The organism is Streptomyces sp. NBC_01481 (assembly GCF_026339995.1).
In the GTDB taxonomy this organism is placed as follows: Bacteria; Actinomycetota; Actinomycetes; order Streptomycetales; family Streptomycetaceae; genus Streptomyces.
Genome location: NZ_JAPEPT010000003.1, coordinates 724,379 through 745,523, shown reverse-complemented (window position 1 = coordinate 745,523; position 21,145 = coordinate 724,379). Strand labels below are relative to the sequence as shown.

The 21,145-nt window shown below is 67.9% G+C and carries 14 protein-coding genes; 5 read left to right on the top strand and 9 right to left on the bottom strand.

What is annotated here, in order from left to right; genetic code table 11:
• Positions 1-2: 2 nt before the first annotated feature.
• From OOK40_RS19885 to OOK40_RS19865, 5 genes are all read right to left on the bottom strand, one after another.
• Entirely contained in the window at positions 3-824 is an 822-nt protein-coding gene (locus OOK40_RS19885) for a glycoside hydrolase family 16 protein (RefSeq protein ID WP_266483411.1), read from the bottom strand.
• A complete protein-coding gene (locus OOK40_RS19880) occupies positions 821-2,092 on the bottom strand; it encodes an FAD-dependent oxidoreductase (protein WP_266483409.1) in 1,272 nt (423 codons plus the stop codon). Before OOK40_RS19880 ends, OOK40_RS19885 begins: the two co-directional genes overlap by 4 nt.
• Before the next feature lie 156 nt (positions 2,093-2,248).
• Entirely contained in the window at positions 2,249-2,641 is a 393-nt protein-coding gene (locus OOK40_RS19875; protein WP_266483406.1) for a hypothetical protein, read from the bottom strand.
• A complete protein-coding gene (locus OOK40_RS19870; protein WP_266483403.1) occupies positions 2,641-4,467 on the bottom strand; it encodes a glycosyltransferase in 1,827 nt (608 codons plus the stop codon). Before OOK40_RS19870 ends, OOK40_RS19875 begins: the two co-directional genes overlap by 1 nt.
• Positions 4,446-5,594 carry a phosphotransferase family protein gene (locus tag OOK40_RS19865; protein ID WP_266483401.1) on the bottom strand — a complete coding sequence of 383 codons (1,149 nt, stop codon included), beginning with the start codon at positions 5,592-5,594 and terminating at the stop codon, positions 4,446-4,448. The genes OOK40_RS19870 and OOK40_RS19865 overlap by 22 nt, the downstream gene beginning before the upstream one ends.
• A 298-nt stretch (positions 5,595-5,892) precedes the next feature.
• Here OOK40_RS19865 and OOK40_RS19860 point away from each other — a divergent pair, with 298 nt between their 5' ends.
• The 4 genes from OOK40_RS19860 (at position 5,893) to OOK40_RS19845 (ending at position 10,634) form a co-directional block, all read left to right on the top strand.
• Entirely contained in the window at positions 5,893-6,789 is an 897-nt protein-coding gene (locus OOK40_RS19860; RefSeq protein WP_266483399.1) for an alkaline phosphatase family protein, read from the top strand.
• A gap of 31 nt (positions 6,790-6,820) precedes the next feature.
• A complete protein-coding gene (locus tag OOK40_RS19855; RefSeq protein WP_266483397.1) occupies positions 6,821-8,068 on the top strand; it encodes an ATP-grasp domain-containing protein in 1,248 nt (415 codons plus the stop codon).
• Between the two features lie 242 nt (positions 8,069-8,310).
• Positions 8,311-9,384, top strand: a complete 1,074-nt coding sequence (locus OOK40_RS19850) for a phosphotransferase family protein (protein ID WP_266483394.1) — start codon at positions 8,311-8,313, stop codon at positions 9,382-9,384.
• Between the two features lie 161 nt (positions 9,385-9,545).
• Positions 9,546-10,634, top strand: coding sequence for a GNAT family N-acetyltransferase (locus OOK40_RS19845; protein WP_266483388.1), 1,089 nt, complete (start codon positions 9,546-9,548; stop codon positions 10,632-10,634).
• A 75-nt stretch (positions 10,635-10,709) separates the two neighbouring features.
• On the opposite strand, the gene OOK40_RS19840 is transcribed toward OOK40_RS19845, so the two are convergent.
• Together OOK40_RS19840 and OOK40_RS19835 are read right to left on the bottom strand one after the other, a co-directional pair.
• Positions 10,710-11,402 carry a hypothetical protein gene (locus tag OOK40_RS19840; RefSeq protein ID WP_266483386.1) on the bottom strand — a complete coding sequence of 231 codons (693 nt, stop codon included), beginning with the start codon at positions 11,400-11,402 and terminating at the stop codon, positions 10,710-10,712.
• Positions 11,403-11,686: 284 nt separating this feature from the next.
• Positions 11,687-12,940 (bottom strand): glycoside hydrolase family 16 protein, encoded by a 1,254-nt coding sequence (locus OOK40_RS19835; RefSeq protein ID WP_266483384.1) that lies wholly within the window; start codon positions 12,938-12,940, stop codon positions 11,687-11,689.
• 499 nt (positions 12,941-13,439) lie between these two features.
• On the opposite strand from OOK40_RS19835, the gene OOK40_RS19830 reads away from it, so the two are divergent.
• A complete protein-coding gene (locus OOK40_RS19830) occupies positions 13,440-17,921 on the top strand; it encodes an aminotransferase class I/II-fold pyridoxal phosphate-dependent enzyme (protein WP_323136079.1) in 4,482 nt (1,493 codons plus the stop codon).
• 26 nt (positions 17,922-17,947) lie between these two features.
• Here OOK40_RS19830 and OOK40_RS19825 read toward each other — a convergent pair whose 3' ends face one another.
• Together OOK40_RS19825 and OOK40_RS19820 are read right to left on the bottom strand one after the other, a co-directional pair.
• Positions 17,948-19,753: a glycoside hydrolase family 15 protein gene (locus tag OOK40_RS19825; protein ID WP_266483382.1), complete on the bottom strand. Its 1,806-nt coding sequence runs from the start codon at positions 19,751-19,753 to the stop codon at positions 17,948-17,950.
• A 272-nt stretch (positions 19,754-20,025) separates the two neighbouring features.
• Positions 20,026-21,048, bottom strand: a complete 1,023-nt coding sequence (locus OOK40_RS19820; protein WP_266483380.1) for a multicopper oxidase domain-containing protein — start codon at positions 21,046-21,048, stop codon at positions 20,026-20,028.
• Positions 21,049-21,145: the final 97 nt, after the last annotated feature.

Here is a 21,145-nt window from a genome sequence, read left to right as displayed (position 1 = left end):
GCTCAGTGCTGCCAGACACGTACCCAATCCACTCGCATCCGCGCCGAATCGACAGAAGGGGGCGGGGGACCGGGCACGCCGACCGCCAGATTGACCAGTAGTTCCATAGGGACGTGCGGGATCCTGTCGGCTTGTGTCACCCGGAACCGTTTGACGCCGTCCACGTACCAGGTCAGCTCGTCTCTCTCCCAGAGGAGCCCGAACACGTGGTACCCGGCGGGGAAATCTACCGGTCCGTAGCTTCCTCCCTCCCGGTGTTCGGCCCCCTCACCATCCCGCCAGTGCACAGACATCTCCACTTGCTGCGTGGTTTCGAAGGACTCCATGACGTCCAGCTCGGGAGGTGTGTACCGGGACGCGGGCATCATCCAGAAGGCCGGGAACATGCCGGCCTCAGGGGGAATACGGATCGCCGCTTCGAAGTAGCCATAAGTGAAGGTCCGCCGGGGACGGCCGTCCCAGTGGTCACGCCCCGTGGAGATCATCCCGGAGGTCCACGGGTAGGTCTCGCCGTCGCTCCCCTCGGTGCTACGGCGCTCGGCACTGAGGGTGAGCTCGCCTGCGCCCACCGACACCTGGCCAGGGACGTACCACTGCAACTCGTCGTTCCCGCTGTTGGTGCACCCGTCGTCGTTCCAGTCGTAACAGGTGACCCAGCGATCGGTATCGAGTTTCGAGCCGTCGAAGTCGTCGTAGAAGACCAGCCGCCAGGTGCCCGCGGCAGGCGGGCCCGGGGCTGCGGTGCTGCTGCCGCAAGCCGTCACCAGGAGCAGCACGCTCGCGGCGACTGCCCGCCAGGCCCGCCGGGCCGGGCCCGCTGTCACCGGTTCCCGGCTAGGACCGCCCCGGCGACCTGCCGGGCGGCGAAACCCGTACCGCAGACGAATCGCAGAACCGGCCCGAAGCAAGGGGCCGCGGCCAGCCCGGTGAAGTAGAGGCCCGGCACCGAGGACTCGAAGCCGGCCGACAGTCGCGGTGCACCGCCGAACGTTCGCACCGCCTGACGAAGTGTGGGCTCCAAGAGGTCGAGGCGGTCCACGTCCACCCGGTAGCCCGTGGCCATCAGGAGATGGTCGGCGCGCAGCAGTTCTCTTCCGCCGCCCGGGTCCGCCAGCTCCAGGCGCACCTTCCCGTCCTCCGGTGCGGCGGAGACCAGCGTGCGCCCGCTCAGCACCGGTACGCGGCCCGCCACACGATCCCGCAGCCACCAGGCGCCGGACGGCCCCAGCACGCTGTGCAGCAGGCGCATCCGCACCGGCGTCGGCAGGTGGCGGTAGGCGGCGGGGCCACGGCTGACGGCCCACAGCGACCAGCCTGGGCCGAGCGTGGAGGCGGGCTTGCGAAGCCGCGTGGCACGGGGACGGGTGACGGGCAGGTCCGCCTGAGGACGGTCGCCGAAGAGGACGGACCGGGCGCGGGCGACGACGGTGGGGCGGGCACCTGCCTCGTGCAGCAGTGCGGCGCTCTCCAGCGCCGACTGCCCCGCACCCAGGACGGCCACCTGCTGTCCCGCGAAGCGGGTCATGCTCCGGTGCTCGCACGTGTGCGAGGTCAGCCCGGCCGCGGCGAGCCCACGCAGTTCCGGTGGCTCATGGGCGAACGGCACGAGGCCGGTGGACACCACCACGGCCGCGGCGAGGAACTCCTCGCCGGAGTCCAGCGTGATTCCGAACCCGCTGTCGACGGCCCGCACACCGCGCACCATCGACCGCTCCACTTCGGGCACACGGCGTTTCTGGAACCACCGCCCGTAGTCGATGAACTCCTCGACCGGGATCGGGTAAAGATCGCCGACCGGTTTTTTGCCGTGAGCCGCGCGGAAATCAGCGAACCCGTGGCCGGGCTCCGGCGCGGAAATGGACGACGCCGCCGGGACGGACTTCAGAAACATGCCTTCGGGCATGTAGGCGTGCCAGCCTTCCATCGGCTCGCCGAAAATCCTCAGTGGAACCCCCGCGGCGCTCAGCCAGGCAGCGGTGGCAAGCCCGTACGGGCCGGCTCCGACGACCACGACCGGATCCCGTTCGCGGTGGGTCCCGGTCGTTCCCGTGGCGGCACTGTTCCTGGCGGCTGCGCTGAAATGCGGGGGCATTCCCGTACCTCCTCGTCCGAGGAAAGGGTCTTCAAACCAGGGTGCACCAGCTTCCCGAAGGCAACCATTCGCGGACCCCTGTATGCGCAGCGCCCTTCCGTCGCGACTCTCCTGATGGCCACGGGACCCGGAAGCCTGACGGGCATGACTCGGATTTCAGCTTTTCGACTCGATGGGCGCCGTGGTGGCTCGCCGGTCCTTGAACCGCTTCCTGCCGCGCCGCGGCATGAGTGCCAAAGCGGAGGTGAGGACGGCGAGTGCCAGCAGAGCCCACCTGGCGGTGAACGTGCCACCGAGGAAGAGCGCCTCCGCCACGAGCACCGACAGCGCGAGGCTCACCACCACACTGAGCACGGCGGCCTCCAGGACCTCGGCCGGAACCCGGCCTCGTCGCGCCGCCGGTCGCAGCGACTGTACGGCCGCCAATCCAGGACAGACGAGCAGGAAGACGGCCGTGACCAGCACCCGCAAGGGGTGGGCGGCCGGCAGAGCGGTGACCGCCAGAGCAGCCCAGCCGGACAGGGCGAGCCCCCAGCGCAGCGAAATCATCAGCGTGTCCCCTCCGCTGGAGCGTCGTACCGATAGACCACTGCGTCGCGGTTCCGGTAGATGACAGTGAAGTTCGGTGCTTTGGCGAGCGCCGACTGCAGCCGCGACATGGTGTCGGCGGGAAGCGTCCCGTCGAGGTAGCTTTCGGCGGCCTGTGCACGGCTGAGGATGACGTAGGCGGGCACCCTGGCGGTGGCCACGTCGACGAGCGGTTGCAGACCCGCCAGCGGGTCCCTCGCCACCAGCCGCATGTCACTGAGGTCCTGTTCGCTCACGGGCGAACGTTCATGCAGCTCGTAGTCCTCGTCCCCGCCGGGCATGGACGAAGTGAGGGAGACGATCCGTGACCCCGGTGGAGCGGTGTCGATCAGATAGCGGACGGCAGCGGCCTCCTGGGAAGTGAAGTGATTCATCCCCTCCTTGCCGTAGTAGCCGAAGACCAGGCCGCCGAGCATGGCCAGCAGAACGGGGTAGACGGCGAGCATCCGCCGACGCGGCCGCGTGCCCTCCCGCAGGAGCAGTGCCGCGATCAGGAAGGCTGCGGCGGGCAGTGCGAAGAGGTATGCCCGGAAGATCATCTCTCCGCCGTAGGCGTTCGCGGCCAGGAGCAGCATGGGGGAGAGCACGAGCAACGGGAGACCGGTACGGCGTGTCCAGGGGCGGCGTGCGAAAGCGATCACGGCCAGCAGGAATACGGCCCCGGACAGACCCCGGTCGACCCAGGACACGATGACCTGTCCAGGAGCCGCAGGCCCCAGCCTGGCCAACCCGGAGACGACGTTCGCATCAGGCTCGAGAAGACTGTTCACGAGGCTGCTGAGGTTCTCCGAGATATACGGCCGTGCCACGGTGGCGTCCCAGGCGACCGTGAGCACGACCGCCCCGGCCAGCACAGGCAGCACAACCCGCCGGTTGCGGCGCGGCAGCGACAGCACCACCAGCGCACTGAGCAGCATCAGCGGGGTCAGTGGATGCGAGGACACGATCGCGGCCACGATCACCAACACCAGGAGCAGCAGTCCCGGAGGCCAGGATCCTCGTCGCTGACGGCTCGGCCGCGGGAGCGCGGAGGACGGCAGCTGCCGCAGGACCAAGGCGATCACGGTCACGAACAGCAGAAAGGCGAAGGCCTGTGGCGCGAAGTAGTCCTGCCCCACCCAGGAACAGGAGTAGTAGATCCAGGCGGCCCCCCAGATCAGCCTCCGGTCACGTGCGACCGCTCGGTACGTCAACAGCAGCGGGCCGAGCAGCAGAGCATTGGCCAACGCCTGCGTCCACGATGCGTAGCCGAGGGGGGACTCAAGACCGGTGGCCCGCAGGAACAGCGCGTTGAGCTGGAAGAAACCCGGCCACTGGTTGTAGATGGAGAATTCTTCGGCGTTCGGCACCTCGCCGCCGTGCCGCAGCATCGCGTCGATGACCGCCACGTGCTTCCACGCCCATGAGTAGCGCAGTTCCGAGTACAGCAGCGAAGGGGTGGCGTGGATGACCGCGATCAGCGCCAGGACGTACGCCGCGAACCAAGCGTTGCCGGTGCGCCGGTTACTCAGGGCGACGCAGAAGCCCAAGGTGAGCAGGGCCATCGCGATCCAGAAGAGCACCGGCAGCACCTGCAGCAGACCGAGGTCGCCGATCTGGTCGAGGTCGACATTGCGCAGCGACAGCAGCCACAGGGCGAGCGCGGTCGGCAGCACCACCCGGACCGCCCAGCGGCGGGTGGCATCTCGCCCTGGACGGTCTTCGCGGGTCGCGGATGTGCCGGGCGGCGCCTCGGCCCCCGAACGAAGCCACGTCGAGCCGCCTGTCAGCGTCGGGCGCTCGCCCATCGGGACGCCTCCTCAAGGACCGGGGCGACGGTGTTGGCCACCCACCAGTGGCTTCGCCCGAACTGCGGCGCCTTCTGCACATTGCTTGCCACGTGCCACAGCCACATGAGCAGGGGCAGCACCGCCGGGTCGCTGTCGCCGAGATCAACGGCGGCTGTCGAGAGCAGCGCACGGTCTGCGGCGGGCAGCCCATCGGCATGAAGGGCGTCGGCGACCAGCCTCCCCAGCGGGCGGCCGCTCAGCGCACCCCGGACTGCCAGGACGAAGGTGCAGGCGTCGATCTCCGACGGGCCGTCGATCCGCGCGCTCCCCCAGTCGTAGACACCGGTGACCCGCGTGCGCTCCTCGCTCAGCAGCACATTGCCGGGATAGAAGTCCCCGTGCGTCCAGCCCTGCGTCATCACGGCTCCGGCAAGGCCCTCCTCCAGGCGTCGGCGCACGGCATCCAGTCCAGCCGCTCCCTCGCCCGCTCTGCACCATCCGATCTCTGTCGACAGGACCTCCAGCTGCGGTTCGACCCAGTCGCCGACGCGTTGTGCCACCGGCTGCCGGTGGCCGGTCGCACGCCGCACTTCCGCCAGGAAGGAGAGTGCGGCAGTGACCGTACGGTGCAGGTCCTGCGGCCGGTGCGAGGCCAGGTGACCGGCGGGGACGCCCGCGAGCCAGCTCTGGGCCAGCATCCGGGTCGGCCCCTTCGGCCGGTAGCCGACCGCTTGTGGAAGCAGCTCCCGCCAGGGATCGAGCCGGTCGTCCGCGGCCAGCTGCCGCAGGACCTCCCACTCACGGGCGAGCCCGTCGGCCGCCCGTTCGTTCCGTGGGTGCTTGACCAGGACGACCCACGTGCCTCGCTGCAGCCTGAACACCAGAAGGTTGGTCTGCGGGTAGGTGTTTCGCGGAACCACGGTTACATCGCAGGGACGCATCCCGCGCACCAACCAATGCGCCCTCAGACGGTCGGTCAGTCCGCCGAGTACACGTGGAGAGCGGAGCGGCATCAGCCCGAGCAGGGGATCCCACAGCGAACGGTCGCTCTGGTGACCGGACGGATTCGTGGGATGCGCGACGTGCTCGGTCTCAAGCCCCGTCATCGCTTCGGTCGAGGTCGCGAAGGTCTGGACATGGTTCATGGTCAAACTTCCGTAGACGTCTCCTCACAGACACGGCCTGCGCCTCGCACGAGCGGCCGTACCGATGGGGCCGGATGGCGGTGCTGGGTCCGTCCGAGATCGCCCGGCGCCCGGCTACCGACGGCCGATTTTCGGGATGAATCTCGCTCACCATGACATCAATGATCCATAGAAGCGGCATATGGTGCATTTCTACGCTTCTCCTGTTGCCAGTCTTGATGGACAGCAGGAGGAGCCGGGTAACGGTGCGTCACGAAGGCCGCAGGAGGCAGATCCGCGTCCGACGAAGGGAGAAGCGGTGACGCGACGAGGCACGTGGGCGAGGCATTTCCCGGGTGGCGGGCCGGGGCGCACGAAGAGGAAGGCCGTCGCGCTTGCGGCCGTCACGGCAATTCTGCTGCCGATCGCGGCCTGCGGCACCTCGGGCGGCGATCGCGGGGTGCCCAGGCCGGACCACATCGTCGTGGTGGTCGAAGAGAACCGCTCCTACAGCAGCATCATCGGGAACTCGGAAGCGACTTACATCAACGAACTCGCCAGGTCGGGCGCCTCCCTCACGAATTTCACCGCCATCACCCACCCGAGCCAGCCCAACTACCTGGCGCTCTTCTCCGGTTCCACCCAGGGTGTGAGCAACAACTCCTGTCCCTACACCTTCACGGCCCGGAACCTCGCCTCCCAACTCCTGCAGGCAGACCTGACGTTCGCCGGGTACTCCCAGAGCATGCCCAGCGTCGGCTTCACGGGCTGCACCAGCGGCGCGTACGCACGCCGCCACAACCCCTGGGTGAACTTCACCAACGTGCCGGCCTCCGCCAACCTCCCCTGGACCTCTTTCCCCCGCGACTACGCGGATCTGCCCACGGTGTCGTTCGTCATTCCCGACGTCGAGAACGACATGCACGACGGCTCCGTCCGTCGGGCCGACACATGGCTGCGGGACAACCTCGGCGGCTACGCGCGCTGGGCCATGACCCATAACAGCCTGCTGGTGGTCACCTGGGACGAGGACGAGAACGAGGACGGCGGGACCAACCAGATCCCGACCGTCCTCGTCGGCGAACAGGTTCGGCCCGGTGACTATCCCAGGCCGAACAACCTCTACGGGCTGCTGCGCACCTTGCTGGACGCCTACGGCCTGCCAAGGATCGGCCACGCCGCCGAGATGGAACCCCTCGACATCTGGAGCAAATGATGGATGACCTGTGTGGCGGACAGGGCACCGGATGAGTCCCGAACCCCTCGACCCGGAGATGCCCGCACTGCTCGTCAAGATCGGTCGCTATCCCCAACACCATGGCGGCCTCGGCGTGGTGCGCACGATCGGCCGGGCGGGCGTGCCGGTCCATGCCGTCGTCGAGCACCGGTTCACTCCGGTGGCGTTCTCACGCCATGTCACCAGCAGGTTCGTCTGGCCGACGACCGGCCTGGAGGAACCGCAGTTACTTGCCGACGGGCTGCTGTCGATCGGCCGGGCAATCGGCGCGCGCTCCATCCCCGTACCGACCGACGACGAAGCCGCCATCCTGCTGGCCGAGCACTCCGACCGGCTGTCGGAGTGCTTTCTACTCCCACGGACACCCTCCGGGCTACCGCGTCTGCTGGCCAGCAAGGCGAGTCTGTTCAGGCTCTGCGAGAAGCTCGGCGTGCCCACCCCTCGCACGCGGGCTCCCGAAAACCGCGACGAGCTGGTGGACGCCGGGCGTGAACTGGGCTTTCCGCTGGTGCTCAAGAACCGCGACGCATGGACCAGGCTGCGCATGCCGGCCGTGGGCAACACCAAGATGATCCGCGACGAGGAGCATCTGCTGGCCCAGTACCCGACGGACCCGCTGCCCCCCGTCGTGATGCAGGAGTACATCCCGAGGGAGCAGGCCGAGGACTGGATCACCCACCTCTACTGCGGTGCGGGCGGCACGCCGCGCGTCGTTTTCACCGGTCTGAAGCTGCGCTCATGGCCCCCGAATGCAGGGGTGACCACCCGGGCCGTCGCCCTGCACAACCCCTGTCTGGCGAAGCTGGCCGGGGACCTGTGCCGGCGGATCGGCTACAGCGGGCCGGCGGATCTCGACTGGCGTTACGACCGCCGCGACGGGCGTTACAAGCTGGTGGACTTCAATCCGCGCACCGGTGCGCAGTTCCGGCTGTTCGAGAATGTCCACGGAATCGACGTGGTACGGGCGATGCATCTGGACCTGACGGGCCGTGATGTGCCGACCGGTCCGCAGGACGAGAACCGTGTGTTTGTCGCCGGTCCACTCGATCTGCCATCGGCGACTGCCTGGCTGCTGGAGGAGCGCCGACTGCCGCCCGCCGTGCTGTGCGGACGGGGAACCGAACGGGCATGGCTCAGCCGGGACGATCCGCTGCCCGCCGTGGTCGAGGCAGTCTGGTTCGCGCAGACAGTGGCGCACCGCATCAGGTGCTCCGTGCGCGCCCGGCTTGCCGAACGCGGGAAGGCGCCACCCCCCTGACCGCACCGCTTCCAGCGGGTCGGTCACGAATGCTCCAGCCAAGCGGCGAAGTTGGGCGATTCCCCCGCTTATTGGACTCTTGCCCATGATTGCCCTGTATAAAGCCTGATAGGGACGGGCGCGTGCAGCGGTACGCCACCGTAGTCACCGTCGACCCGGGCGCGGCAAGCCTCAGCCCGATCGCCTCGACTATTACATATGGTGATATCACGCGATATGTAAATCTATCTGACGGAGGGTTTGTGGAAGACGCCTTCCCTCTCGCCAATACGTGGGGATCCCGCTTCCGCGGCCTCCTGCCGATCCGGCCCCGCGGCCTGCTGACCCTGCCCGCCGATCTGCTGACTGCCCGTCGGCTGGCGAACCGGCTGCGTGCGGACACCGTCGGCTTCCGCGAACTGCACCGGCTGGAGCGGACGGTCTCCGATCTCCTGGTTTTCCAGTTGGAGGGCAAGGCCATGCAGCCTCCTCTGGTGGTCAAGCATCCCCGCAGCAGCCGAGCTGCCACGTCGCTCGCCCTGGGGTGTGAGGCCGTGCGCGTGCTGACCCGGGACGACCGTCTGGAGGAGTGGCGGCGGCTGTTGCCTCCGGTGGAGGCGTGCCGGCTCCAGGAGCGGCTCCCTCTGGTGGCGGAAGGCCGTCTGCCGGGTGTCGAAGGGGACGCGCTGCTGCGGCGCTCCCCCGGGCGCACCCGGCTGGTGGCGGTTTCCGCTCTCCGCGCGGTCGGCGACCTGCACCGGGCGACCGGCCGCACGGAGAGCGTCACCGGACGTATCCGGGAATGGGTGGACCCCCAGCTCTCCGTCCTGGCCGAGGAGATCCGGTGGTGCCGCGAAGGCCGTGGAGCTGCCGCCACGGAGGCGCTGCGAGAACGCCTCGTCCGTGGACTGGCCGGGCGCACACTGACGGTCGCGTGGACCCACGGGGACTTCCACCCCGGAAACATTCTGCTCAACGAGAAGCACGGCACGATTACCGGGGTGATCGACTGGGCGAATGCCCGTCCCGACGGCCCTTGCGCCATCGATTCCTACATATTCGTCCTGACGCTCCGGCATCAGCGCGGCGGGCGGCAGCTGGGGCGGATCGTGGCCGATGTCGTACGACGCGGCTCACTGCTGCCCGAGGACCGCCGGCTCCTCGCCGAAGCGGATGTCCCGCCGCCGGACGAGGACCCCGACGCGGCGGTGCTGCCGCTGCTGACCTGGCTGTGGCATGTGGCGGGCAACGTGGCCAAGTCGGCTCGTTACGGACGCAGCCATCGCTGGGTCGCGGGCAATGTGATGCCGGTGCTCCAAGAGGTGGCCGGACGGTAGCCGCCGACACGCGCGCCACTAGCGCACGGCGTCGGCGGCCGGCGCGGTCCCGAGAGGCCTCGCGCCCCATCCCCGCCTAGGCTCGGATGAGGCGGCACGGTTTGTGCACTCCGTCCCCGGTTTCTCGTCCCGCTCTCTCACACGGTCAGCAGGTGGAGGCCATGAACTCAGCCGTTGTGCTCCCGGTGACCACGGCGTCGGGCCCCGTGCGGGTGACCAGCCCCGCGCCGCGGGAGGTCTGGTGGCAGCTGGCAGACGCCGATGAGAACGCCCTGGTCAGCCAGACTCCGACGTGGCTCGACTGCATCTGCGCGACCGGACCGTACGCGGACGCCAGCCGACTGTACGAATTCCAGGACGGGCGCCGGCTCGTGATCCCCCTGGCCCGGCGGCGGGGCCGGCCGCCATGGCTGGCCACCGAGGACTCGTGGCCGTCCGACTGGGGCATCGGCGGACCACTGGTGTCCCCGGGGGTGCCCGACGAGACGGAGGCCCGCGTCGTCTTCGACGACCTCGCGCGGCGCCCGGCACTCCGGGTCGGTGTCCGATTCGGACCGGACGCCCACCCGGTGTGGGCAGCGGCCGCACAGCGCACCTTCCAGGCTGAGGACCACATGACACATGTGCTGGACCTGGACGGCGGCTTCGATGCCGTCTGGGACCGGCGCTTTCGCAGGCATGTCCGCCGCGAAGTGCGCCGGGCCGAGCGGTCGTCGGTCGACGTGGAGGTCGACCGCACGGGCCGACTCGTGCCTGCTTTCTACCAGTTGTACGAACAGGCCATGGTGCGCTGGGCCCAGCAACAGCACGAGCCGATGGCCCTCGCCCGGTGGCGCCGGAGCCGGGACTTCCCACGGCGGCGGCTGGAAGCCGTTGCCGACCGGTTCGGTGAATCATGTGCGATCTGGCTCGCGTCGTGCGCCGGGGAGCCCGCCGCCGCCATTGTGGTTCTCCGGCACGGCGCTCATGCCAGGTGCTGGCGCGCCGCTATGAACCGGGATCTCGCCCATCCCGTGAAGGCGAATCCCCTGCTGCACCGCCTCGCCATCGAGGACGCGTGCGCGGCGGGCTGCCGGTACTACCACTTGGGGGAGTCCCGGCCGGGGTCCTCTCTCGCGGCTTTCAAGGAGGGTTTCGGGGCGGTCGGCTTCTCGTCTCCCACCTACCGCCGCGAACGACTTCCGATCTCAGCGGCCGAGCGACGTGTTCAGGGCACCGTCAAACGCCTGGTCCGCTTCCAGGACGCGTAGAGGGTCATTCCGAAGCCTCGCGCCCACCTGTGCCAACGCGGGATCGGCCACACCATCCCGGGCCGCGCGGCCCCCCTACTGCGGTTCCCGTATCACGGCAAAGAGCGCCCGGTCCGTCGGGAGTCCGGCGGCGTCGAAGGCGCGATGGCGGCCGAGGTGTTCGATTCGCGCCCCGGCGCAGTTCTTCTGCAGGTACTCCGTGAGCCAGGCGTCCGGCGTCGGCACCATACGAGGAAGACCGAACGACTCGGGCATCTCGTCCTCGCCGGTGTCGAAGAACATCACCTTGCCGGTCCGGGCCCAGAGCTCCTGAAGCAGGTGGGTGGCGGTGTCGAGGCCCTGGTCCCGCACCAGGTGATGCCAGAGGGACAGCAGGAGGGTGCAGTCGGTCACCGGCAGAAGGTCGAGTGTGTCGGGTCGAAGCTCGAGCTCCATCACCGCCACGTTGTCCAGCTGGTTTCGTCGCACGGCTGTCGTCGTTGTCCGAACGAATCTCGGATCCGACTCGAGCGCGACCGCGGGTACCCCACGACTGGCGAGCTTGATCGGGAAGTATCCGACATTTGCGCCGACATCCATCGCGCTCTTCACGCCCAGCCGCTCGATGACCGGCTCCATCGCCGCCCATCGCGACCCGCTGCCGGCCGCCCGCCTCGCCTTCCGCACTGGTAGGCCCGGGACCGGCTGATACAGGCCCTCGGGCAGGACATCGAGCCTCAGGCGGATCAGATCGATCGTGTCGTCGAGTATGCGACGCGCGCGCGGCATCAGCCGAAGCGACGCGATCCTCTGGTGGAGGCGCACCACGCGTGTGGAAGCCTGTGTTCCGTCCAATTGGCCCACGGGTCACCTCTATTGACTGCGAACCGACCACCCATGCCGCACTTACGCAGCCGCCCGCGAATGCCCAGGACGGCACAACGAGTCATAGGCGGCAACGCCTTCCGTGACTCATGCTATGGGCACGTCCTCGCCCCTGCGACCGGTGAACCGGACCGGACATGGGCGTGCCCGGCCGCGAGGTACACGGCCGGGCACGTCGGGTCTCCGGGTCAGTGCTGCCAGACCCTCACATAGTCGGTCATCATGTCGGCCGGGGTCACGGTCGTCGGACTGCTGTAGACGCCGTTGTTCAGGATCAGGAACATCGGCGACGAGGTGATGCCGGTCGTGATCTGGCCCACCTGCTTGCCGTCGTAGTAGTACGTGACGACTCCGGATTTCCACTCGGCTCCGTAGGTGTGCCATCCCGTGAAGTCACCGGGGGCGCAGCCGCCCGGACCGCCCGCCGGGGAGTGGAAGTGGTAGCAGGCCTTGCCGCCGCCGAGGGCCTCCATGATGTCCATTTCGCCGTCCTCGGGCCAGTTCTGCCCGTCCGTCCAGAAGGCGGGCCAGTTGGCGATCGCCCCAGGGGACGCCGCGGGGGTGTAGATCCTGGCCTCGAAGGCTCCGTAGGTGAACTCGGCCTTGCCGTCACTCTCGACCAGGCCGGAGCGGTAGGCGTAGGTCTTGCCGTCGGCTGCGGTGGTCTGCTGCTTCTCGGCCTTGAGGTGCAGGGAGCCGCCGCTGACGCTCACCTGGGACGGGGCATAGGCACCCAGCTCCGCCGAATTGACCGGCTTCGTGGTGCATGTGGGGCAGCCCAGCCAGTTCGGGTTCCACTTCGAGCTGTCGAGGCTTGTGCCGTTGAATTCGTCCCCGAAGACCTGACGCCAGCTGCCCGGGATACCCAGTGGCGCGGCGCCGGTCGTCGACGTGGTCTGGCTGGGGGACGGAGCCGTCGGGGCCGACGCAGTCGGGGTGGGGCTCGGGCTGGGACTGGAGCTCGGGCTGGGTGATGCGGAGGCGGAAGCCGTCGGGCTGGGCGTCGGCGTACCCGTGGCGCCGGAAGTGAACGTCTTGACCGGCGAGAGGTTGTGCCAGGTGTCGCGGTACTTGTACGCGACGAAGGCGGTGTACGTGCCGGCGGGGAGTGCGGCGCTGCCGGAGGTGAATGTCGTCGGCGAGGGGCTCAGCTTCGTCGCGGTCGCACCGGGGAAGTCGAAGTGGGAGCCGCTCTCGGAGCGTACGGCGACGGTCAGGGCCTGCACCCGGAGCGTACGAGCGGAATGAACCTTCGCGGTCGCCGTCAGCCCGCCACTCGGTGCCGCAGAAACGGTCAGCGAGTCGACGACCACCTCGGTCGACGTCCGCGACTGGCCCGCCCATGCGGCGCTGCCCATGGCAAGGGTCGCGAAGGAAAGCACGAGGGCGGAAATCTTCGTCCGGGTGGTCAGCTTGCGGCGGTGTCTCGAATTTCTGGGCATGAATGGATGACCTTTCGCCCCCCACATCAGGCAATAGGCCTGCCATTGCGCGGGGCAAAAGCGGGCTGAAGGCTTGGACTCTGCGCGAGCCGAATCGGGCACGCAACCGCCTTCGTTGTCCTGTCACCCGTATCGCCGAGTTCACTGACCCTCAGGACGTATGGCACAACGCCGAGTTGGCGAGACTCGGCGCCTTTTGTGTGATATCCGCCATAGCGAATTACATTTCACCCAAATAGGACGAACGCGGCGAGAAGGAAACGTCCCATTTATGCCGAAGATGAAGAAATGCCACCCCAACCGAGAACCGGCGAGACACCCCAATGAAGGCCGACCGGCGGAGAAAGATCTCGACGCCTGGCCCGGGGCATCGCTAGACCTCCGGTCGCCGCCCATCCAAAGCCGACATACCATCGAAAAAGCCAACGAACAGGCCGACGTTGCCCAGCAGACAACGGTGCAGTACCGGGTGTCCGAAGGTGGTAGGAGGCGGTTCGCATTGACCCGGTTCCAGCGCCTGATGGCCGGCTACTTCGCACTCGTGATCCCGCTCACCGTCGTGTACCTCACGATCCCGAGCAGTCACACCGTCACCTGGGCCGCCATCGGCCTCCTCGGCGTTTGCGCCATTCTCCTGGGCATACGGATCAACCGGCCGACCCACAGCTGGCCGTGGCTGGTACTCGCCGCCGCCAACTTCACCTTCACCGCCGGCGACACCACATACAACATCCTCAACACCTTCTTCAACCAGCAGAATCCATTCCCCTCGCTGGCCGACGTCTTCTATCTGGCGACGTATCCGCTGTTCGCCATCGGGCTGTTCGGATTCATCCGGTATCGCGCAACGGGGCGGGGCCTCGTGAATCTGCTGGACGCGTTGATCCTGGTGTCCGGCCTGGCGCTGCTTTCCTGGGTCTACCTGATCACGCCTTATGCCCAGGCCGCCGACATGACCTGGATTCAGCGAGCGATTTCGATCGCCTACCCGCTCGGTGACGTACTGATGCTGGCGATGCTCGTGCGTCTGCTCGTTCCCGGCGATGTGCGCAGCCCCGCGGTCCAGCTCCTCACCGTCGGCACGCTCGGCATGCTCGTCTCCGACGTTTTCTACGGACGTCTCCAGCTCAATGGAACCTGGCAGGCCGGCACCCCGATAGATCTGGGCTGGGTGGTCTTCTTCACCGCCTGGGGTCTGGCGGCGCTGCATCCCTCCATGGTGGAACTGACGACACGAATGCCCGAGCGGCAGCCGGTCATCCGCATCCGGCGGCTCGTCATACTCGCCCTGGCCGCGCTGGTCGCTCCCACGATGCTCCTGTACGAAGCCCTGGGCGGCTCAGTCCAGGACGGGGCTGTCATCGCCGTGTTCTCGGCCGTTCTCTTCCTGCTCGTACTGGCCCGTCTTTCCGGCCTGGTCCCAGTCCACTTGAAGGCAATGAGCCGCGAACGGGGCCTTCGGGAGGGGGCCGCGTCGCTGGTGGCGGCGGCCAGCGTGAAGGAGATCGCGAATTCGGTCCAGGGAACGGCGGACCTGCTCTTCCGAGCGCGGACGCCCCACGAGGCCGTCCTGCTGACCACCGACACCGGCGAGTCCAGGCTCCACAGCGTGCGTACGACATCGCGCCTCTGGGACTGGCGCCTCGACTGGGCCGACGAGACGGCCGAAGCGTGGCTGCCCGCATTCCTCGCCCGTGAGACGCAGGTCGTGAAGCTCGAGGACCTCGGTCAGTCCGCAGCCTCCGAGTTGGGGGACCTGCCGAACGCCCTGCTGTGTCCCCTGTCTTTCCCCGACCGTCCGACCGGTGACGCGCTGGTCGGTGCTCTGGTCGTGGCGGGGCCGGAGCAGAGCCTGGCGGAATTGTGGGGGTCCTTCGAGACCCTGGCCTCGCAGGTCGCGCTGGCGGTCGAACGCGTCGCGCTCGGCAAGGAGGTCAACCGCCGTAACAGCGAGGCGTACTTCCGCACCCTCGTGCACAACGCCTCGGACGTGATCCTGATCCTCGACGACGACAACACCATCAAGTACGCGAGCCCGTCCGCCGAGGGGATGTTCGGCCGGTCCCCCCTTTATGGGGTGGGACTCGGCGAACTCGTGGCGGACCAGGACAGCGAGCGGGCGATGGAGTCCCTGGCGCGGATGCGCACCGAGGACGACCTGGACAGCCGCAACGACTGGCAGGTCCTGCAGCAGGGCGGGGGACGCATCGATGTGGAGGTCCGATGCAGCAACCTGCGGCACGACCAGACCGTCCACGGACTGGTCCTCACCCTGCGCGACGTGACCGAGCAGCGCAAACTGGAGCAGGAACTCACCTACCGCGCCTTCCACGACGCGCTCACCGGCCTCCCCAACCGTGTGCTCCTGCTGGAGCGGATCGAGCGGGCACTGCTGCGCGGACGCCGGGCTTCCACCCTCACCTGCGTACTGTTCGTGGACCTGGACGACTTCAAGGTGGTCAACGACACGAGGGGCCACTCGGTCGGGGACGAACTCCTCATCGCCGTGGCACGGCGGTTGACCGGAACACTGCGGGTCAGTGACACGGCATCGCGCCTGGGGGGTGACGAGTTCGCGGTGCTCATGGAGGGTGCGAAGGAACCGGCAGCCGCGGAAGTGCTCGCCCAACAGATAATCCAGAGTCTCACCCAGCCGTTCCGGCTCTCGAGCGGAATGATCAGCCTCTCGGCCAGCGTGGGCATAGCCAGCGCGCAGGACAGCGCCAACGCGGAAGAACTGCTCGAACATGCCGACTTGGCCCTGTATGCGGCGAAAACGGCCGGGAAGCGGCAGTGGCGCACCTACCGGGCGCAGTTGTACACCGGAATGCTGGAGCGGCACGAACTCCAGGCGAGCCTCGAAAGCGCCATCGCCGCCGAGGCGTTCCATGTGCGCTATCAGCCCATTGTCGAGATCCCCACCGGCGAGGTCGCCGGCTTCGAAGCGCTGATCCGCTGGCCGCAGGACAGGCGCGGCCTCGTGCCTCCCGACCAGTTCATCGCGCTCGCCGAGGAGACCGGGCACATCATGCCGCTCGGCGCCTGGGTGCTCGAACACGCCGCCGCCCACGTGGCCCACTGGCAGCAGGCGGTGCCACGTCCGGAGCCCCTGAACATCAACGTCAACGTGTCCGCCCGCCAGTTCCGCGACCCAGGGTTCCTCGATCAGGTGCGCCGCGTCCTCGACACGTCCGGCCTGGCGAGCGGTTCGCTGGTGCTGGAGTTGACGGAGACCGTCCTCATGAATCGGGACGATCAGATACGTTCGGTGATGAGGACGCTGAAGGAACTCGGCGTGGGGATGGCGATCGACGACTTCGGCACCGGCTTCTCGTCGCTCAGTTATCTCCGCGAATTCCCGATCGACGTGCTCAAAGTCGACAAGTCCTTCATCGACGACATCGGCGTCGACGACCAGCAAGTCGCTCTGGTCGAAGGCATTGTGCGCATTGCCGACACCCTCGGCCTTCAGGTCATAGCCGAAGGTATCGAAGAGGTGGAGCAGCGAGACCGGCTGGCAGCCATGGGCTGCCGGTTCGGGCAGGGATATCTGTTCGCCCGCCCGATGACAGCGGACCAGGGCGAACAACTCCTGAGAAGCGCCAGCGAACACCAAGCACCACGGCTGATCAACAGCACGGCGACGCGTCGGACGACCCGCATTCGCCAGAGCACCGCCGACGTCAGCCCGCGCTCGTCGACCGGTGCCGAAGGCCCGGTGGACGAGGATCCCGCACGGAAGACACTGACACCCAGCGACGTGCGACGCGACCCACGTTGGGGAGATCTCGAACACCTGCGGCGTTCCAGCCCGATGTGCGATGCGGTCGTCGACGAGGTCCGCGGCCGGCACGTGCGCTGCGGTGACCACTGGCTCATCGACTTCGCGTCATCCAACTTTCTGGGCTTCGACCTCGACCCCGAGATCATGGACGCGATCGAGCCACAGATTCAGCGTTGGGGCACCCACGCGAGCTGGTCGCGGCTGGGCGGCAGTCCCAGCCTCTACCCGGAGATCGAGGAGCGGCTCACCGAACTGCTGGACGCGCCGGACACGTTGCTGCTACCGACCATCACCCTCATCCACGCCTCCGTGATCCCGGTGATCGGCGGCGAGGGCCACATCTTCATCGAGGCACGCGCACATCGCACGGTCTACGACGGATGCCTGGTCGCCCGGGGACACGGCGCCACGGTGCAGCGGTTCCACGCCGACCGGCCGGACGAACTCGATGCTCTGCTGCGCGCCGCCCCGACGGATTCCTCCCGGCTGGTGTGCCTGGACGGGGTCGACGGCATGACCGGGAACGTGCCCAATCTGGCGGAACTGGCAGGCGTCTGCCGGGCGCGGGACGCATTGATGTACATCGACGACGCTTACGGCTTCGGGGTCATCGGCGAACGCCGCGCCGACGAGACGTCCCCGTACGGCTCCCGCGGCAACAGCATCGTCCGCCATCTCGGCGAGACGTACGACGACGTCATCCTGGTCGGCGGATTCTCCAAGGCGTACTCGTCGCTGCTGGCGTTCCTGGCCCTGCCGACATGGCTGAAGGACCATCTCAAGGTCGCCGCCGCACCGTATCTCTACTCCGGCCCCTCACCGACCGCCTCGCTGGCCAGTGCGCTCGCCGGCCTGGATGTCAACGACCGGCGGGGCGACGCCATCCGCGCCGATCTGCACCGCAAGACGATGCGCGTCCTGGACCATGTCAACGCCCTTGGTGTCTTCACGCCCAACACCAGCGGGCTGCCCGTCATCGAGATTCCCCTCGCCGACGGCTCGGACCTGGATGCGGCCGCGCAATTCCTCTGGGACCACGGGATCTACGTCACGCTGGCGGCGTATCCGCTCGTCCAGCGCGACCGGGTGGGAGTCCGCATCCAGGTCACCGCCAAGAACAGCGATGAGGACATCGACAGGCTCAACGAGACGCTTTCGGAGTTCGTCGAGCGGTTCGAACTGCACATGCGGCCCTGACGCCTGGGACGCCTGGCCCTATCCGGCTACTCTCCGGCCGGACTATGACCCTGTGCCGTCTCCCGCAGGGTGAAGGCCGTGTTGACCAGCGCGATGTGGCTGAACGCCTGTGGTGTGTTGCCGAGTTGGCGGCGGGTCACCGGATCCCACTCCTCGGAGAGCAGCCCCACGTCGTTACGCACGTCCAGCACTCTCTCGAACACCGCGCAGGCCTCGTCCTGGCGCCCGGTGACGGCCAGCGCATCGGCCATCCACATCGAACAGGCCAGGAACGCACCCTCCGAGCCACGCAGCCCGTCCACGTCGTTCACCTCGTGGTCCCTGCTGGCGTAGCGACGCAGAAAGCCGTGGTGATCCAGCGTCCTGACCGCCTCGACAGTGCCGAGCACCCTGGGATCGTGAACCGGAAGGAAGCCGACTCTGGGGATCAGCAGCGCTGAGGCATCGAGCACATGGGCCCCGTAGTACTGCACGAAGGACCCCTTCTCCTCGTTCCAGCCGTCCCGGCACACCTCCCGGTGGACCTCTTTGCGCATGGCCCGCCACCGCTCGACGTTGTCGGTGCGCCCGGCCAGCTTCCACATCCGCAGGGCGCGGTCGGCGGCCACCCAGCACATGATCTTGGAGTGGACGAACTGCCGCCGTGGCCCGCGTACCTCCCACAGTCCCTCATCGGGCTCGCGCCAGTGCTCTTCGAGGTACCTCATGAACGCGTCGACGAGGCTCCAGACATGGCGTTCCATCGGAACACCGGAGCGCAGAGCCATGTACAAGGCGTCCAGCACCTCGCCGTAGACGTCGAGCTGGAACTGCCCCACCGCCGCGTTCCCGAAGCGGACCGGCTCCGAGCCCTCGTAGCCGGGCAGCCACAAGGCCGACGATTCTTCCGGCAGCCGGCGCTGCCCCCCCACACCGTAAAGCGTCTGCAGGTCCGCCGGATCCCCCGCGATGGCGCGCAGCAGCCAGTCCCTCCAGGACACGGCCTCCTCCCGGAAACCGCTGCGCAGCAGGCAGGAGAGGGTGAGAGTGGAATCGCGGAGCCAGCAGAACCGGTAGTCCCAGTTCCGCTCTCCGCCGATGCTCTCGGGCAGGGACGTGGTGGCCGCGGCGACGATACCCCCGGTGGGGGCGTAGGTCAGCGCCTTCAACGTGATCAGGGAGCGCACCACAGCGTCCCGCCAGGGCCCCTGGTAGCGGCACTTCGCCGTCCAGCGCTCCCAGAAATCGAGCGTTTCCAGCAGCGCGGTCGCCGGGTCGACGAGCGGCGGGACCGGCATGTGCGAGGGTGACCAACTGAGCATGAAGGCGAGAGTCTCGCCTTCCCGGACGGTGAAATCGAAATAGGTGCAGTCGTCGGTGGCGCGCACATCCACCCGTTGGTCGGCGCTCAGCCATGCGGAGTCGGGCCCGGCGACCGAGACGACGTAGGTGCCGCGGGTGCGCGTCCAGGGAACGACACGGCCGTGGTTGAACCGGAGCCTCAGTTCTCCGCGCATGGCCACGGTCCCGGAGAGACCTTCCACGATGCGCACGACATGGGGCAGATCGGCACGCGGAGGCATGAAGTCGGTGACGCTCACCGCGCCGTCGACCGAGTCCCAGATGGAATCCAGCACCAGGGTGTCGCCGCGGTACGACCGGCGGTTGCACTGACGCCTGCCGACGGGCGCGATGCGCCAGAACCCGTTGCCGGGGCCCCCGATAAGCGCGGCGAAGCAGGCCGGAGAATCGAAGCGGGGCACACACAACCAGTCGATCGCCCCGTCGCGGCTGATGAGGGCTGCCGTCTCCAGATCACCGACGACGGCATAGTCCTCGATCATCCCGGCCATGACGCACTGCCACTGTCGGGGGCGCCCGGCGGACGGGTGACCCGTCGTGCACACCTCCGGGCTGCCACGACGCCGACGCTGAATGCCCAGATGTTCCAAGCTCTCACGATGGCCGCCACAGTCGCTGGAGTATCAGCCTTTCCCGGTTCAGTTCGCCTTGGATGCAGCATAACTCCGGCTTTGCGACCCCGCGCGGCGTCGCAAAGCGGACGAACACGGAAGGCCCGTACGGCGGAGACGTCAGCGACCGCGTTCACCCATATGGCGCAGTCTTAGTGGCTGTGCCCGCCCGCCTCGGCGTCGGAGTCGGCTTCCCGCCCGGCACCGACCGGGTGGTGCGGCTCGTACCCGGGAATCGTCCCGTCCGGCTTTGCCACCAGGAACAGCCCGGCCATACCCATGTCGGAGTGGCTCTGGACGTGGCAGTGGTACATCCACGCGCCCGCCCCCACGCTTTCGCCCGCGACAACCTGGAAGCCGAAGGAGTCCGCCGGGCCCGTGATCTTGTTGTCGATGACGCAGCTGACATCCTCCGGACCCTCCAGCAGACCGGTCCTGTTGTCCGCCCAGCGATGGCCGTGCATATGGAAGGTGTGGTAGTACTCGCCGTGCGTGATCATGATGATCTCGACGCGATCGCCCACCGTGGCACGGAAGTTGGGGCTCGCGCTCGCCGGCTTGTTGTTGATCGTCATGTCGTTGAAGACGATCGTGAACTGCTTGTCCGGGAGGATGTCGCCCTTCCTGCGGACCACCAGCGGACCGTAGAGACCCTTGCGGATGCCGCCGGTGCCGTGGTCCGTGCCCACCACATGGTCGTGGTAGTGCCAGTAGCCCGCGCTGCCGGGGCGCCAGGTGCCGTCGGCGCGCCTGCCCGGGGCGTGCGTGCGCCAGGTGTACGTGCGCGTGGCTCCCGGTTCGACATGGCTCTTGCTCATCCGGGTGCCGTCGTTGGCGATGTCGTAGTCCACGCCGTGGGGGTGCAGGCTGACCGGAACGTCCATGGTGTTCTCGAACTCGATGTGCAGCGTGTCGCCCTCGATCAGCTCGATGAGCGGGCCCGGGATCGAGGCCTTCCCCTTCTCCAGGCCGTAGCCCATCTGACCGTCCGTCAACTTCTCGGCGTACAGCTTGAGATGGCGTATCTGGCCGCCCGCCGGGGCGGTCCTCGGTGCGCCCGGCGCCGACGGCGCGCTCGTCGCGCTCTGGGCGGAGGCAAGGGATAACGATGTCACGCCCGTCGCCGCCACCGCGCTTCCCGCCAGCAGCCGCCGGTTGAAGCTCCGTCTGTCCATGCCGAACTCTCCAGTCCTGTACGGAGATTGACGGGGTACGGATTTGGCACAGGTGACCCCGGGGACGGCGCCACGGTAACCCGGTGATCTTCGTTTA